Below are 16,701 nucleotides of genomic sequence, written 5' to 3'. Positions count from 1 at the left end.
ATCCTTATAAACTCAGGATTGCTTTTTAATATCATTTTTATTTCTGTATTAGTTTTTAACATCAAGTTTTCTGTATGACTGTATAAGCATGATATAAATTTTTCAATGATTACTGGATAATTACTGGATAAAAGCTGCGATATTAGGAAGCATTATTTTTGGAAACTTCCGGAAACATTCTTAAAATTTCAGCTATTATTTTAGAAGATCCCTGCTTTAAAATATCAGCAGTTACAATATGATATTTCTTTTCACACTGCTTTGTATACTTTTCCACTTCTATATCAGTCATATCTTCATGATTGATAGTTACACCTATTACTGGCTTTTTTGAAAGGTATTGAAGGAGTTCTATTTCGCTTTCTAATGAAGGAACTTCAAGGAAAGGAAAGTCTACCCTTATCTTTCTCTTTGGCGCATGCTGCAGAAGAATGGCATCAGGTTTAGCTCCTTTTATTATACCGTAAGAGGATAAATATGCGGGATGGCTTAAAGAACTTTGACCTTCCACTATAATTATATCAGGCTTTTCATTTTCATAAGCAGCAACTACAGCAGCTTCAATTTCTCCCACCACATATTGAGAATTGATTACATCTATAGGAACTCCATATTTAGCTCCCTGCAGTATACCTGTTTGACCTGTGGCAACAAAAGCGGTGTTTATGTTCATGTTCCTCATATCCTTCACTAATTCCATACAGGTTGTCCTCTTACCTATTGCACAGTCTGTACCCAGCACTGCTATAACAGGCACCGTTACTTCGTTTATTCTACCGGTAAATAAATTTAGATCTGTAAGTGGCTTAGGTTTTCTAATATCATAGATTTTTACTCCGTATTCCATAGATGCTTTTTTTAGTTCTTTATTATCATTAAAGAAAATTGGAAGACCATTTATAATATTCATACCGTGTTTCATGGCTTCCTTAACGGGTTTAATTATAGTGTCAGGAAGGTAAGATTCAGCCAAGGCAAGTCCAATAATGAATTGGTCAGGAGTAACTTTTAAAAGATTTAAAGCCTCTTCAATATTTGAAAAAATAGGAATATTGTTTTTAACTCCATCCAAATATTCACCTGCATCCATACCGGCTTTGGTGCTGTCTATTATTCCTAGTATTTGATATTTTTCTGAATATCTTACTAATCCATTAGCTACCTTTCCATCGGATTCCCCAAACAAACCTTGACAATAAACTAATGCTTTATTTCCCATAATTCTACTCCTTTCTGAAGTTTTATTGCATTTAAAATAAGAAAAATTGTATTAGTATTATTTTCCTAAATATGTAATAATATAGATAAGGATCTTTTAATAAAAATCACTACAAACTGCAAAGTAATCCTTTAAATCCAAGATAATGCAAGGATTTTTATTACAGTAATGGTGATTTAGAAGGTATATTATTATATGCACTGGTAAAAAAAGCTACAATTTTCTGTCTTTATTATAACACAATTCATATATAATATTTTATAATAGCAATTAAATTTACAGAATATTTGAAATTTAGATCGGCTTTTTGGTTTATAATTAAATTACTAAACATTAGAAAATAATTTTTTTAGATCGGGTATTATGTAAGGGTATCTTCATAATACTTAAGAAGATTTTTTTTAAGGAGGCAGAAAATATGAGTAAATATCCTTGTTTAGAAATAGATCTTAATAAGATATCCTATAATGTAAAAAAAATTAAAGATATCTGCAGAGATAAAGGCATAAGTACAGCTTTTGTAACTAAAGTATTCTGCGGAGATGAAACTATAATTAAGGAGATCGTAAATTCAGGAGCAGATACCCTTGGAGAGTCCAGAATAGATAATTTCCGTAGATTAAAAAAACTTCATTTCAAAAAGCTTTTAGTTCGTATTCCTATGCTCAGTGAAGTAGAGGAGGTTGTAGAATACTGCGATATAAGCTTAAACTCTGAATTAAAAGTCATACAAGCCTTATCGAGAGAAGCAGAAAATAGAAGTAAAAAGCATTCAATAATTCTTATGGTGGATTTGGGAGATTTAAGAGAAGGCGTACTTCCAAAAGATGCTATAGAAATCGTTAAAGAGATACTAGAGCTTAAAGGAATAGAACTTTTGGGAATAGGGACAAATCTTACCTGTTATGGAGGAGTAATTCCTGATGAAAATAATATGGGAAGACTTTTGGAAATTAAACATAATATAGAAGAAAGTTTAAATATAAATATTCCGCTGGTTTCAGGGGGGAATTCAAGCAGCTTATATATGGTTGAAGGGGGAAATATTCCAAAGGGAATAAATCATTTAAGGATTGGAGAAGGATTTATACTGGGAAGGGAAACAGCCTTTGGAAAGGATATTGATCATTTACATAAAGATGTATTTACTTTAAAAGGGGAAATCATCGAAATAAAGGAAAAGCCATCAATTCCGGAAGGTAAAATAGGTCTGGATGCCTTTGGAAACAAACCTGAATTTGAGGATAAAGGCTTTATGAAACGCGCTATAGTAGCTTTAGGAAAACAAGACATACTTTTAGAAGTAATATATCCCAGAGACAAAAAAATAGAAATACTGGGAGCAAGCAGTGATCATTTGATTCTCAATATAACCTCCTGCGGTAATAAATATTCAGTAGGGGATATAGTGGAATTTGATGTGAACTACGGATGTTTGCTTTCTGTTATGATCTCCTCTTATATAGAAAAAAGGTACATAAAATGATGGAGAGGAAATAACAAGATGAAGTTATTAAAACACCTTGGTATGTCTTTACTTTTATTGTTTTTAGGAACTTCAACCTTCCTATCAATAATATTTTTCCTAAATCTAAAGCGGCTTATAATTGCCTATATTATATTCGGCACAGCTATTTTGGTGATTACTATTTTACTTATCAGAAGAATGACCTTTAAAAATAAAAGATTTTTAATTTTTTATGGAAAATGGGGAACAGCATCAATTATAATTACTTCGTTATTTTTGCTTATTAACAGTACTATTCTGGTCTTTTTGGGGATTGCGGCTATACAATTACAGAGTCCTGATTTAAAAGCATCCTTACAATCCAATATTTCTATTTATTCTTTTTACAATACAACGAAATCTAAAAAATATTCCGATAAAGTATTTAATAAAGAGCAGTATAATAATGTGAATTTATATTATTTAAAAGATATAGAACATGGAATTCCGCTGGTTAAGCACTATTTAGACAATATACAGGAGGATTGCGAAAGTATATTAATTCCTGTAAATCTAAGAAATTTAAATTTTAAACTGGAATTTAATGAAGAAGAATATAATTCCTTATCTACACTTTATAAAGAGTATAAGGGAATTTATATAAGCAGCAAATTTAATAATCAGATAAGTATGATTGCAGTAGACGCTTATGAGGATATTTTAGGCTTTAACTTTAAGTCTTCTGCCTTTAAAGATACTCTAAGACATGAATATACCCATTACTATTTAGACATGTTTTTTAAAGATAATAACAGTACTTTAAATGCAATTCCGGTGTGGTTTAATGAAGGGGTGGCGGAATATATTTCCATGGTTTCTCCCATATTCAGCGAGGGATTTCCTAAAAAAATAATTCCCTTTAATAAGCTGTATACAGATGAGGAATGGAGCAGGGCTATAGAAGAAGGGGAAGATATATATCTTCAGTCGCATTTTGCAATATTTAATCTTTCTGATTTAAAGGGAGTGGATATAATAAAAAGAATACTTAAGAGTACATTATAACATGGCTTTAATGAAGCTTTTAAAAAAGAGGTTGGATTAACTGTGGAGGAATACGAAGAAAAGTTGAGAGACATATTAAAGGCTCACAAAAAAAACGAAAACAACGAGATACTTTATAATAAAAATGTAGACCTCAGCATTATTGATAGAGATTTCTTTCCACCAGAAAGAAATAGAGGAATTGAGAATTACGTTAAGGAATATCCTGAAAAAACTAAAGCATACATGGATATATCTCTTCATTATGAAAGGGAAAGACAGTATGATAAGGCTCTTGCTATAATAGAAAAGGCAGCAGAAATAGACCCACGGAATGAGGATATAATCCATAGGCTGGGATTGGCAGCTTTTAATCTTAAAGACTATAAAAAAGCTGAAGAAAGTTTTAGAAGGGTTACAGAGCTTCAGCCGGATAATATACATCCCTACATTAATTTAGCTCAGGTGCTTTTAATTTCTCAGGAAGACAAAGCTCTGGAAATATTGGAAAAGGCACACACTCTCAGTAATAATGGGAATATAAACGGTTTAGACCATACTTATCTGGAGAAAATGATAGCCTATTATAAAAGATATATAAAAGAGTATAAGAACGGAGATCCGCTTAAAGCAGCCTATGACATGGTTATGAGTAATGATAATTATCTTGCCAGGCATAAAGTGATTTTTATTGAGGAGGCATTAAGCAGGTACCCCTACAGTAAAAGTAAATACAAAGCTAAGCTTCTAAAAGCCAAAGAAGAAATAGAGGAAGGTTTAGAAGATGATATGCGAACATAATGTCAGGTGCCAGGCACCTGACATTTGTCAGGCCCCTGGCACTATTTCTTCATAGCTTTTTATGGCGTATTCTCTGCCGGAAGGTGTGAGCTTTATAACATTGTTTTCAATACGTATTTTGTTTGTTTCCAGAAGGCGCTTTATAGTAGCTTCAAGGAAGGTTTGATTCCAGTGCAGGTGGTGGTGTATGGTATCCACCCCGCATTCCAATGCTTCATTTGTATCATTTTCGTGATTGAAGAGATGGAATAGCAGAGAGTTTTCTGCAAAGTGAATCTTCTGGCTGTGGCGCCTTCTCAATGTTGTCACAAGACCTCTTTCAGGAGCAAATATAAATACTAATAGGAAGGAAAGTCCTGTAGCTAAAGCCATGGAGCCTGCTATGGATACATCAATTAAAGATGAAAACTGGTAACCTGCTATTCCGTTGATTGCACCTATTATACCGCTCAATATAAGCATCTTTTTAAGATCATCCGTTAATAAATAAGCTGTTACAGGAGGTCCTATCATAAAGGCTATTACTAAAATAGAACCTACAGATTCAAAGGCACCCACCGCTGTGACGGAAACTACTGTCATGAGGCTGTAGTGTATCAATGCTGGAGAAAAGCCTAAAACCGCTGCTAAAGCAGGATCAAAGGTAACTATTTTCAGTTCCTTAAAGAAGAATATTACAAAAAGCAAATTCAAAACTAGTATTGCTCCCATGGAGTATATCGCCTTTGCTCCTATATCTATTCCAAAGAGCTTCATTCTGTTAAAGGGGGCAAAGGCCAGTTCACCTAACAGCACTGAGTCTGTATCCAGGTGCACTGAACCTGCATATCTGGATATTATTATTATGGCTATGCTGAAGAGGAAGGGAAAGATTATTCCTATGGAAGAATCTTTTGATACAAGCTTTGTGGAATTCAGCATTTCTGTAAGGAATACTGTTAGAACTCCTACCACTGCAGCTCCTACTATAAGCAGAGGGGAGGAGAGATCATGAACCATAAAGAAGGCTGCTACAATACCTAATAAAATTGTATGGGTTATAGAGTCTGACATCATTGACATCCTTCTTAAAACTAAGAAGACTCCAGGCAATGAACAGGCAACAGCTACAATTATGGCGATTATTTGTATTTCTAAATCTGGATTCATTTATTTTCCCTCCCTTTAAATTGATTTTCTATGGCATCTATACCTTTATTGGTAATAGACCACTGATTATTATTAACTTCAACTACCATACCTTTATCTTTTAAAGATTTCAGCTTATTGTGAAGTTCCTTAAGTCCTTTACTCTGTACTGCCATGGATGGATTTATTACAGTTATGTCATGGCTGTGGAAGTGGTCTTTATGATTCATGGCTAAGTTATAGAGATCAGATAAAATCATATATTCATTTATGGATTTATGATTTTTCCTATCCCTTATATATCTCCACAAAAGACCTCTCTTAGGAGCTATAGCAAGACTTATAAATACTATTATGCTTAATACTATTACTATGGAAGGTCCTGTGGGCAGCTTATCCACTATTGAGCTGAGAACAGTGCCTATAATACCTGATAGAGCTCCGAATACCGCTGAGAGTATTACCATTATAGACAGCTTATCGGTCCACTGCCTTGAAGCTGCTGAAGGAGCTATTATCATAGCGCTCATCAGTATAACACCTACGGTTTGAAGACCGATTATTATAGCTGTAACTATCATGATAGATAATAAGATGTTTACCTTTTTAGTTGAAAAACCTAAACTTTCTGCAAAGTCCGGGTCAAAGGACACGATTTTAAATTCTTTCCAGAATACTACTACTAGAGTAAGGAGTATAAATCCCATGATAATCATAATATTTACATCTCTTTCTAATAGTGTAGACGCCTGTCCAAAAATAAATTTATCCAAACCAGCCTGATTAGCATTAGGAATCTTTTGAATATGGGTGAGGAGAACAAGCCCTCCTCCAAAGAATACTGATAAGACCAATGCTAATGCACTATCAAATTTAATCCTGGAATTCTTTACTATGGAAAGTATTATAAAGGCTGCAATTAATCCGGAGGCTAATGCACCTAAAAGAAGAATCTCAGTGTTTTTAGAATTTGTAAGCAGAAATGCTAATGCTATTCCGGGAAGTGCAGCATGGGAAACAGCATCACCTAGCAGGCCTTCTTTTCTTATAACTGCAAAGCTTCCTAAAACTCCACTGATTATTCCTAAAAGAGCAGAGCCCAGTGAAACTACCTGAAGGGTATAATCAGTAAAAAATAATTTTAATGCTTCCATGCTATCACCTACCTTTTCAATATTTGTCCTGTACTTCTATAAGCCTTTTTAAGGTTTTCATCAGTAAATACTTCCTTTACCGGTCCGCTTGCCACTACCTGAGTGTTTAAAAGTGTAACCCAGTCAAAATATTCAGGAACGGTTTGAAGGTCATGATGAACAACTATTACTGTTTTCCCTTTTTCTCTTAACTCCTTTAAAAGGGCTATGATGGCTTTTTCAGTTTTGGCATCCACCCCTTGAAAAGGCTCATCCATAAAATATATTTCAGCTTCTTGAACCAGAGCTCTTGCCAGGAAAACCCTCTGCTGCTGTCCTCCGGAAAGCTGGCTTATCTGTCTGTCTGCAAATTCTTTCATTCCTACTTTTTCTAAGGCTTCTAAAGCTATTGCTTTATCTTTAGCTGTGGGACGCTTTATCCAACCTAATAATCCGTAGCGGCCCATTAAAACTACATCCAGTACATTAGCGGGAAAGTCCCAGTCTACACTTCCGCTTTGAGGAACATAGGCTATATTTTTTCTCTGCTCTTTATAGCTTTCCCCATTAAAGGTTACCTTTCCTGAGATGGGTTTTATCAAATTAAGCATTGCCTTAATCAGTGTGGATTTTCCTGCGCCGTTAGGACCTACAATTGCCATTAAAACTGAACCTGGAATTTTTAAATCTACATCCCATAAAACAGGTTTAACCTGATAGGCCACTGTCATATCTTCAACTTCTATTAAATAATCCTTATTATCTTTCATACGTCTACCTCCTGATTTATGCTATTTTAAAGCATCCACTATAGTATCTATATTGCTTTTGAAGGTTTTAATATAGGTTTCATCTCCCGAACCTTCATCACCTAGGGAGTCTGAATATAGCTCTCCACCGATTTCTACATAAAAGCCTTGAGCCTTTACAGCTTCTTGAAGCGCCTGAATATTCTTTTTGGGCACTGAAGATTCAACAAATACCGCTTTAATCTGGTGCTTTACTATAAAGTTAGCAAGATTTCTAAGATCTGAGGTACCAGCTTCAGATGCTGTGCTTATACCCTGAAGTCCTTTTACTTGAAATCCGTAAGCATGACCAAAGTAATTAAATGCATCATGAGCTGTTATAAGAACTCGCTTTTCTTCAGGAAGCTCTGAAATCCTCTTAACTATATAGTCATTTAAACCGTCTAATTCTTTCAAATAAGACTGAAGGTTATTCTCATATTCCTCAGCATGCTGGCTGTCTAATTCCTTGAGTCCTTTTGCAAGCTCCTTTGCAGAATCCTTCCATAAGCTTACATCAAACCATATGTGGGGATCATATGCTTCAGCATTATCCTCTGACATTAAAAGTCTGCTTTTATCGATACCGTTAGAAACATTAACCACCTTCTTGTCGATATCTGTGAGGTTTTCAAATATTTCACCCATTTTTCCTTCCAGATGGAGACCGGTGTATACTACCATATCTGCCTTCTGCATAAGTTTTACATCCCCGGCACTGGCTTTATATAAGTGAGGATCTATTCCAGGTCCCATAAGACCTTCCACTTGTATATGGTCTCCACCCAGTGTTCTTGTCATGTCTGCAAGCATAGTAGTGGTTGCTACCACCCGGAATTTCCCATCGGGAGTTTCAGATTTTTTTCCTGGATTGCATCCTGATAATACCGTTACTAAAATCAATGTTATAAATATGGGGATAATGACTTTCTTCAATTAACTCACTCCTTTACTCTACATAGATAAGCTCTGATGCTTCTTTACCTATTATTATTTTTTTATCCTGCTTTATTAATGTGATTGGACCGTTATAGGGAGCAAGATTAATTATTGAAATTTCATCTCCTATAGCCAGACCTAAATGCATAAGGTATTTAAGCAGGGGTTTTTTATCTGTTACTCTTTTAATTACAGCCTTTTCTCCTTCTTTAAGGGTGTCCAAGCTTCTGTAGGGTGTAGAGTCCACATCCTCTTCTGAGTAAGGGATAAGGCTTCCATGAGGACAGGCCTTTGGAAAATTTAAATATTCCTGAAGCCGTTTTTCAAGCTGAGAGCTGGTAACATGTTCAAGCTTTTCCGCTTCATCATGAACTTCATCCCAGCTGTAACCAAGATGATTAATGAGAAATACTTCCCATAGTCTATGCTTTCGTACTATTTTAGAAGCTTCCTTTATTCCGTAATCTGTAAGTTTTATACCTTTATAAGGGGTATACTCTAAATAACCTTCCTCTAAAAGCTTTTTTATCATTTCGCTTACAGAAGGAGGAGACACTCCTAAAGCAGAAGCTATATCTTTATTATTAACGGGATTTATATTCCCACCTAATTCATAAATTATTTTTAAATAATCCTGCTTATTTCTTGTCATAATACCTCCTAAATAATCCTAATAAAATATTTTAGGTATCCCTAACTTACTTATATAATACCACCTAAAAGATAAATAATAAAGTCTTTTTAATGATAATAATTATTAATAAAATGTAAACAACTTCTGCTTAGCAAAAATTTGTTTTTAGAAGAGGAGAATAAAAGATTATATCAATTGATAATAATTCTAACTACGTTGAAAAGATAAACTAAAGTTTTTAATGAGAAAATATACTTGTACTATTATCATTTGATAGCAATGAAAGTATCTGTGCATATAATGAAACATACAGGTTATTTAAAACAAAACCCTACCGGAGAAAGTGAGAGTGAATATTGTGGATTATAAGGAGATTAAAGGTTTATCTTCTTGGCAGGTTAATGAGCTTAGAGAAATCTTTGGCTATAATGAAATCCCCTGTGGCAGTAAATTCGGTGTAGTTAATAAGTTTATAAGTGTTTTTAAAGAACCTATGTTTTTATTACTCTTCGGAACTTCACTGCTTTATTTTATTTTGGGGGAAATAAGTGAAGCATATACTATGCTGTTTTTTGTTGCATTTGTTTCCGGTATAACCTTTGTGCAGGAATGGAGAACAGAAAAATCCTTAGAAGCTTTAAAAAAACTTACCGCTTCAGAGGTAACAGTACTTAGAGATTCCAAAAAGGAAAAAATTAAAAGTGTTGAATTAGTTCCCGGGGATATAGTTTATATATCCGAGGGTGAAAGGATACCTGCAGATGGAGAAGTTATAGAAGCCAGCAGTTTTTATGTGGATGAATCTCTTTTAACCGGTGAAGCGGAGCCTGTTTTAAAGAAGGTCAGTAATTATGAAAAGAAAGATTTAGTAGTTAACGAAGGTTCTCAAAGATGTTTATATTCAGGTACTATTTCCCTTTACGGAAGCTGCATAATGAAAGTAAAGTCTACAGGAATAAACTCTGAATATGGGAAGATAAGCAGATGCATAAAGGAAAGCAGAGAAGTAACAACACCTCTGCAGAAAAAGGTGGGTTCCCTGGTGAAAAGTCTTGCTGCTGCGGGGATGATTCTGTGTGTACTGGCGGTATTATTAGACTATTTAAACACAGGAAACATCCTTAAGAGCCTAATGTCCGGCATCACTTTAGCCATGGCAATAATACCTGAGGAATTTCCTGTGGTTTTAACAGTTTTTCTTTCCCTGGGAGCATATAGGCTCAGCAAAAACCATACTCTCATGAGAAAGGTATCTGCGGTGGAAACCCTTGGTTCCGCCACTGTGCTGGCTGTTGACAAGACAGGGACTATAACAAACAATGATATGGAGCTAGTAAAGATATGCACAGATAAAATATACAATGCAGAGGAATACAAAGATAAAGCACTAAGGAGGTTAATGATTCTCAGCTGTGAAAAAGAACCCAATGACTCCATGGAAAAAGCTATGTTGCTTTATGCTGATAACTTTGTTAATGAGAAGGATAAAGAACTCTTAAACAATGTGAAAGTCAAAATTCCTTTTAATCCGGAAACCAAAAGAACAGTAAAGATATATAACATGGAATCAGGATACTATGCTGCGGTGAAGGGGTCTGTTGAATCAGTGCTGCATTTATGCAATTTGCCTTCTGAGATAATGGATAAATTAAAGAAGGATGCTGATTCAATGGCTGAAGAAACCCTGAGGATTATAGTATTGGCTGATGTGCATTCTGATATTCTCCATGAAAATGTTGAAGATTATGTGTTGAATTTTCGCGGAATCATAGGCTTTAGAGATACCGTTAAAGAAGGAGTTAAGGAATGCATTGAAGTGTGTAGAAAAGCGGGGATAAGGGTGGTTATGATAACAGGGGATTACAGCAAGACTGCAATGTCCATAGGCAGGGAGGCGGGGCTTATTTTAAAGGGTTCGGTGATTACAGGAGAACAGCTGGATAAGATGAATGACTTAGAACTAAAGAAGGCTGTTAATGTATGCAATATTTTTTCAAGGGTAATTCCTGAACATAAAATGCGGATAGTTAAAGCTCTTCAGGAGAATGGAGAAATAGTTGCAATGACCGGGGATGGAGTAAACGACGCACCGGCACTGAAAAATGCCGATATAGGCATAGCAATGGGGGAAAGAGGCACAGAGGTGGCAAAGGAAGCTGCTCATATGGTCTTGATGGATGATAACTTTCAAACTATTGTAAATTCAATAAAGGATGGAAGAAGAATATTTGATAATATAAGAAAAGCTATGGTATATATAATGGTTCTTCATATACCTATAATAGCTATTGCTTTGCTGGCTCCGCTATTCAGCCTGCCGCAGTTGCTTCTGCCGGTGCATATACTTTTTCTTGAGATGATTATAGATCCTACCTGTTCCATTGTATTTGAAGGAGAAGAAGCGGAAGCATATATTATGAATCAGCAGCCAAGATCTCCTAAAGAGCCTCTTTTAACCAGAGGTATGGTGTTTAAGGTGATTCTTCAGGGGTTTTCCATGTTTATAGCGGCTTTTGTTCCCTTTAACCATTTATTAAGTAAAGGAGTATCCGTTGAAACTGCCAGAAGCTTTGCACTTATTACCATAGCAGTTTCCAATGTTGTCTTGGTAATGGTTAATAGGTCTAATACTGAAATGCTCTTTAATATTTTTAGAGAAAGAAAAAATACAGCCAGACTCCTAATAAACAGTCTTGCTGTAATTATGGCGGCAGCCATTACCTATATACCTTTTCTTCAGGAGATATTTAAAACTGCCAGCTTAAGTTTAACCATGGTTATATCGGCAGTTTTGCTAGGGATTGTATCTTCAGTATGGTGGGAAGCAGTAAAGCTTTATGGAAGGAAGCCTCAAGAATTATTAACTCCTAAATAAAATATAATTCTCAGCTTATGAAGATTACCTTCAAAAGCTGAGAATTATTTATTTTATTCTATTTCTTTGGATTTAGTTTCAAGTTTTTTATCTATGATTTCATCCACTAGAATTCTGAGTGCTGCTATAAATGGGACTCCAAAGAGCATTCCCATAACACCGAAGAATCCTCCTCCTACTATAACTGCAAATATAATCCATAGAGGGCTTAAGCCTACTTTATCCCCTAGAATCTTAGGTCCAAGATACCATCCGTCAAACTGTTGAAGTATAAATATAACTATAACTACCCATATGGCTTTTATAGGACTTGCAAAAAGTACTATTATTCCGCCTACAATCATACCTATAAATGGTCCAAAGTATGGAATCATATTTGTTATACCTACAATTATGCTTATAAGTACTGTAAAAGGTGATTTTATGGCGGCAAGAAGGATTAGACATAAAACTCCGATTATAGCAGAATCAATTACCTTTCCTATAATATATTTAGAAAATATCCTATCCACCTCTACACCGAACTCAATGAGCTGATTACCCTTTTTATAGCCTAAAAATGCATAAATGAATTTTTTTATGGAATCTATTATCTTTTCTTTATCCATTAACATATATGTTGAAATTAGCAATCCCACTATAACTTTAAAAAATCCTGAGGTAAAGCTTATTATTTTAAATAATGCTACGTTAAGACCTGCCTCCAAAAGCTTTCCAAATTTCTCTATGAACTGTATGGCATTACTTCTTATATAGCCTGCAACCTCATCATTTCCTAAAATATTAAGATTCTCAGAAGCAGAATTTATAAAGTTTTCCGTAGCATTTATATAAGAGGGAATGTCAACAACAATTTGTTTTACATTATCTAAAAGCCTTGGAGTAACTATTCCGATGGCAAAGGAAAGCACTCCTAATAACACTACATACACGATAAACAAGCTCAATATCCTTTTTAGTTTAAATTTTCTTTCCAGATATTTTACTTGAGGGTTTAAAAAATAAGCAAATCCAAAAGCCCATAAAAAAGGCGTTATGAGGGAAAAAAACGACTTTAATACCTTCAAAACAGCATCTGTATTATCAATTATTTTATATGCGGCAAGTGAAATAAGTATAATAGGTAAAATCTTTAAATAAGGAATTCTCTTATTGTCTTTCATTTAAATGCTCCTTTAACAATTACTCTTCTATATATTACTTTAAAACAGTTTTTTCTTCAATATAAGATGAAAAATTGCATTTATTTAACATTGGAAATATCAATGAATTTTAAAAGATGGGTAGATATAAAGATGTAATTTAATAAAGGAAAATAGAAAATATTGTCGAATAATTTAATGTTGTTATTAATGTCAAACACCTGTAGGAGGGAATTAAATGGAGGAACAAAGATATACTTTTAAAGCTTCCCAGGTTAAAAAGAGTTTTCATTTATGGAGCATTTTAATCATAATATCCATTTTACCAATTGTGATATTTTTAGGTCAGAAAAATATTTATTTATTTCATTTTATTATTGAGTTAGTCATTATATTTTTATGTTTTAATGTAGCCACCATAATATATAACACAAAGGATATTTCTAAAAATAAATGGTTTTCATTTTTAGGGGTATATTTTTCCTTTATCTGTATTTTTGAATTATCTCATGTTGTATTTCATGAAGGAGTGAATATAGGAATAGTTCAATCAATAAGACTTTCCTATATATTCTCACTTTGTGTAGCATACATCATGAGTCTGGGAGTTATGCTTTTTCTTGAAAATTATCACAAAAATAAAAAAGTAAGCTCAGCTATACATATTTTTTTGGCAGTTCCAATTATTATGCTGATTTTGATACACGGAAACATGATTCCAAATCAATATTTTTATTGGGTTACTGTAGGACACCTTAATCCTATAAATGAAATTACAATAGTTTTAATTTATATTATAAATATGGTGATACTTTATTTTAAAAGGAAAGAGCTTGAAAAGGATGCTGCTTGGTACATAACAACGGCATTAATCTTTGGTATCTTATCTAAATTGTCAATAATCTTTTATATTAAAACATATGATGCTTCAATTATTATGTCTCATTATTTTAAACTCGCATTTATATTTTTAATATACAGAGCAATAGTAAAGGGGACTCTTAAGCAGCCTGTAAGACTGTTAAATACAAAACTTTTAGAAAAGAATTATGAATTGCAGGAAGCACTTTTAAAGCTGAATAATCAGTATAAAGAATTAAAGGAAGCAGAGGAAGAACTTGCTGCAAAAGAAAAAACCTATAATAATTTGGTGGAAAATCTCCCCATTGCTGTACTTTTAAGAAAAGGAAATAAGATTGTATTTGTTAATGACAGGACAGTAACCCTTTTGAAGGCAGAAAGCAAGGAGCAGATAATTGGAAAAAGTATTTATGATTTAGTGCATCCGGATTATTTGTATATAGTTAAAAAGGAAGTGGAGGAAGTAGATAAAGGCGAAATTGTAATAAATTCGCAGGAAAAGATTTTGGATACTCAAGGCTGCAGTTTAGATGTAGAGATTACTACTCTACCTGTTAATATTAACAATGAGGAGATAGTAATGGTGCTGTTTAGAGATTTAGCTTCCTTAAAATTATCGGAAGCTATGGGTAGAGAGTTGAAGGCGGCAAAAGAAAATGAAAAGCTTCGTACTGAGTTCTTTGCAAACCTATCCCATGAATTCAGGACTCCAATTAATGTTATATATAGTTCCTGTCAGCTTATCGATCTTTATATTGAAAGAGGTAATGCTGAGAAGGTTAAGAACTATAATAAGATAATCAAGCAAAACTGCTATAGGATTATAAGATTAACCAATAATCTTATAGATGCTACAAGATTTGATGAAGGTTTCTATGCAATCAACTGTGTTAAGGTTGATTTTGTAAAGGTGGTAGAAGATGTAGTACTTTCTGTTTCCTCTTATATAAAAGACCATGGAATAGAAATAATATTTGACACAGATGTAGAAGAGAAGACGATGATTTGCGATGTGGATAAAATAGAGAGGATAATTTTAAATCTTTTATCCAATGCTGTTAAATTCAGAAGGGATAATAAAGCACTAATCATGGTAAACTTAAAAGATAGAGGAGATTCCATAGAGCTTAGAATAAGTGATAACGGCATAGGCATTCCAATTGAAAAACAAAAGGTGCTATTTGAAAGATTCAGCAGGGCAGACAGATCTCTGACAAGAAAGCAGGAGGGTTCCGGACTGGGACTATATATTGCTAAAAGTTTAGTGAAAATGCATAAAGGATCTATTCGCGTAAACAGTAAAGAAAATGAAGGAACAGAATTTATAATAGATTTTCCTGTTTTAGCCTCTGAAGAGGAATGTCAGTGTGAAAAAGTAATAGAAACCAGAAGTATAAGTGAAAAAGCTAAAATAGAGTTTTCCGATATATATGATTTTTAATTTGAAGAAAAATCCCTGAGGAGTACACTTAAATATAGTAAACTCCTAAGGGATTTTTTATTAAAAGCTTCAATTGAAGCATACAATGAAATCCTGGGGCGAAAATTCTTTAATTAAGTGTTTAAGGAAGGATTCTGCCATTGATTTATTGTATCTATGCATAGCTTATTAACGTCACAGCTTTTATAGTTTTTATACCATTTTACTGTGTTCTCAAGGGCTTTCTCTAAACTCCATTTAGGGCGCCAATTTAATTTATTTCTGGCTTTGCTTATATCCAGCCTCAGTACTTTGGTTTCATGAAAAGCTTTGTTATTAAGGGAAGAGCATATATAGCTTCCTGTTCCGTAGAAGTTTATTATTTTATTTACCACCTCTTCAACAGATGCTGTACTTTCTGGGTCAGGACCAAAATTCCAAGAGCCGGAAAGTTCGGGATTTCCCTCTAAAAGCAGTGCTCCAAGCTCAATATATCCATTAAGTGGTTCTAAGACGTGCTGCCAGGGTCTTATTGAATTAGGATTTCTTATTGAAATAGGGATGTTTTTTTCAAGGGATCTTATGCAATCAGGAATTATTCTGTCCTTTGACCAATCGCCGCCGCCAATGACGTTACCGGCTCTAACGGTGGTTATAGCTTTTTTATGATGACTATATTCCTTGATGTTAAAAAAGGAATCCCTGTATGAGGAAACTAAAATTTCTATGCAGGCTTTGCTGGAGCTGTAGGGATCATAACCTCCTAAGGGGTCATTTTCTCTGTAACCCCAGCACCATTCATTATTTTTATAGCATTTATCACTGGTTACTATTACTGCAGCTTTTGTATTTTCACATTTTCTAAAACAGTCTAATATATTTAAAGTTCCCATTACATTAACTTCATAGGTATACTTAGGATGCTCAAAGGAATATCCAACAAGAGGCTGAGCTGCTAAATGAAAAATAATCTCCGGAGAATATTTTTGGAATACTTCTTCAAGCTTTTCTTTATCTCTTATATCACCTCTAATATCTGTAATGGAGTTTTTATCTACAGCTAAATTAAAATTATCATAATCATTCACAGGATCTAAAGAATAACCAATTACCTGAGCGCCTAGCACCTTCATCCACAGTGTCAGCCAAGAGCCTTTAAAGCCTGTGTGTCCTGTTATTAATACTCGTTTACCAGAATATATTTTTTCACTCTTCATAGCTATCCTGCACTTTCGTTCTTCTTAAATTTATTGATTTATAAAGATGAATG

At 34.0% G+C, this 16,701-nt stretch carries 12 protein-coding genes and 1 pseudogene; 5 read left to right on the top strand and 8 right to left on the bottom strand.

All coding sequences use genetic code 11. The annotated features are described in order from the left end of the window. Window positions 1–142: 142 nt before the first annotated feature. Window positions 143–1,219, bottom strand: coding sequence for an N-acetyltransferase DgcN family protein (locus TA89_RS09405; protein ID WP_040212843.1), 1,077 nt, complete (start codon window positions 1,217–1,219; stop codon window positions 143–145). Window positions 1,220–1,637: 418 nt separating this feature from the next. On the opposite strand from TA89_RS09405, the gene orr reads away from it, so the two are divergent. From orr to TA89_RS09390, 3 genes are read left to right on the top strand one after another with little or no spacing between them, the layout of a single operon-like run. Then, window positions 1,638–2,705: an ornithine racemase Orr gene (orr, locus tag TA89_RS09400; protein ID WP_040212841.1), complete on the top strand. Its 1,068-nt coding sequence runs from the start codon at window positions 1,638–1,640 to the stop codon at window positions 2,703–2,705. A gap of 18 nt (window positions 2,706–2,723) precedes the next feature. Next, window positions 2,724–3,731 carry a hypothetical protein gene (locus TA89_RS09395; protein WP_040212840.1) on the top strand — a complete coding sequence of 336 codons (1,008 nt, stop codon included), beginning with the start codon at window positions 2,724–2,726 and terminating at the stop codon, window positions 3,729–3,731. Window positions 3,732–3,773: 42 nt separating this feature from the next. Next, window positions 3,774–4,511, top strand: coding sequence for a tetratricopeptide repeat protein (locus TA89_RS09390; RefSeq protein ID WP_040212838.1), 738 nt, complete (start codon window positions 3,774–3,776; stop codon window positions 4,509–4,511). A 27-nt stretch (window positions 4,512–4,538) separates the two neighbouring features. On the opposite strand, the gene TA89_RS09385 is transcribed toward TA89_RS09390, so the two are convergent. From TA89_RS09385 to TA89_RS09365, 5 genes and pseudogenes are all read right to left on the bottom strand, one after another. After that, complete coding sequence (locus TA89_RS09385) at window positions 4,539–5,660, bottom strand: metal ABC transporter permease (RefSeq protein ID WP_040212837.1); 1,122 nt, start codon at window positions 5,658–5,660, stop codon at window positions 4,539–4,541. Window positions 5,661–5,920: 260 nt separating this feature from the next. Then, a pseudogene (locus TA89_RS09380) lies at window positions 5,921–6,793 on the bottom strand (metal ABC transporter permease); the annotation flags it as partial. Between the two features lie 8 nt (window positions 6,794–6,801). Continuing rightward, window positions 6,802–7,542, bottom strand: coding sequence for a metal ABC transporter ATP-binding protein (locus tag TA89_RS09375; RefSeq protein WP_040212833.1), 741 nt, complete (start codon window positions 7,540–7,542; stop codon window positions 6,802–6,804). A gap of 21 nt (window positions 7,543–7,563) precedes the next feature. Beyond that, on the bottom strand, window positions 7,564–8,496 hold the full coding sequence (locus tag TA89_RS09370; protein ID WP_040212831.1) for a metal ABC transporter solute-binding protein, Zn/Mn family: 933 nt from the start codon (window positions 8,494–8,496) through the stop codon (window positions 7,564–7,566). A 13-nt stretch (window positions 8,497–8,509) separates the two neighbouring features. Next, window positions 8,510–9,151, bottom strand: a complete 642-nt coding sequence (locus tag TA89_RS09365; RefSeq protein WP_040212829.1) for a metal-dependent transcriptional regulator — start codon at window positions 9,149–9,151, stop codon at window positions 8,510–8,512. A 331-nt stretch (window positions 9,152–9,482) separates the two neighbouring features. Here TA89_RS09365 and TA89_RS09360 point away from each other — a divergent pair, with 331 nt between their 5' ends. Further along, window positions 9,483–12,008, top strand: a complete 2,526-nt coding sequence (locus tag TA89_RS09360) for a cation-translocating P-type ATPase (protein ID WP_242850109.1) — start codon at window positions 9,483–9,485, stop codon at window positions 12,006–12,008. A 53-nt stretch (window positions 12,009–12,061) separates the two neighbouring features. Here TA89_RS09360 and TA89_RS09355 read toward each other — a convergent pair whose 3' ends face one another. Next, window positions 12,062–13,171, bottom strand: coding sequence for an AI-2E family transporter (locus TA89_RS09355; protein ID WP_040212828.1), 1,110 nt, complete (start codon window positions 13,169–13,171; stop codon window positions 12,062–12,064). Window positions 13,172–13,388: 217 nt separating this feature from the next. On the opposite strand from TA89_RS09355, the gene TA89_RS09350 reads away from it, so the two are divergent. Next, a complete protein-coding gene (locus TA89_RS09350; RefSeq protein WP_040212827.1) occupies window positions 13,389–15,452 on the top strand; it encodes an MASE3 domain-containing sensor histidine kinase in 2,064 nt (687 codons plus the stop codon). Window positions 15,453–15,565: 113 nt separating this feature from the next. Here TA89_RS09350 and rfbG read toward each other — a convergent pair whose 3' ends face one another. Continuing rightward, a complete protein-coding gene (gene rfbG, locus TA89_RS09345; RefSeq protein ID WP_040212826.1) occupies window positions 15,566–16,648 on the bottom strand; it encodes a CDP-glucose 4,6-dehydratase in 1,083 nt (360 codons plus the stop codon). Window positions 16,649–16,701: the final 53 nt, after the last annotated feature.

Origin of the sequence: Clostridium polynesiense, from assembly GCF_000820705.1 — a bacterium.
Taxonomy (GTDB): Bacteria; Bacillota; Clostridia; order Clostridiales; family Clostridiaceae; genus Clostridium_AA; species Clostridium_AA polynesiense.
This window is presented reverse-complemented; position numbering and strand designations above follow the sequence as displayed.

What these genes read in the sequence shown, in the direction of transcription:
- TA89_RS09405 (WP_040212843.1), bottom strand. Translation starts at nt 1,219, where the DNA reads ATGGGAAATAAAGCATTAGTTTATTGTCAAGGTTTGTTTGGGGAATCC.
- orr (WP_040212841.1), top strand. Translation starts at nt 1,638, where the DNA reads ATGAGTAAATATCCTTGTTTAGAAATAGATCTTAATAAGATATCCTAT.
- TA89_RS09395 (WP_040212840.1), top strand. Translation starts at nt 2,724, where the DNA reads ATGAAGTTATTAAAACACCTTGGTATGTCTTTACTTTTATTGTTTTTA.
- TA89_RS09385 (WP_040212837.1), bottom strand. Translation starts at nt 5,660, where the DNA reads ATGAATCCAGATTTAGAAATACAAATAATCGCCATAATTGTAGCTGTT.
- TA89_RS09375 (WP_040212833.1), bottom strand. Translation starts at nt 7,542, where the DNA reads ATGAAAGATAATAAGGATTATTTAATAGAAGTTGAAGATATGACAGTG.
- TA89_RS09365 (WP_040212829.1), bottom strand. Translation starts at nt 9,151, where the DNA reads ATGACAAGAAATAAGCAGGATTATTTAAAAATAATTTATGAATTAGGT.
- TA89_RS09355 (WP_040212828.1), bottom strand. Translation starts at nt 13,171, where the DNA reads ATGAAAGACAATAAGAGAATTCCTTATTTAAAGATTTTACCTATTATA.
- TA89_RS09350 (WP_040212827.1), top strand. Translation starts at nt 13,389, where the DNA reads ATGGAGGAACAAAGATATACTTTTAAAGCTTCCCAGGTTAAAAAGAGT.
- rfbG (WP_040212826.1), bottom strand. Translation starts at nt 16,648, where the DNA reads ATGAAGAGTGAAAAAATATATTCTGGTAAACGAGTATTAATAACAGGA.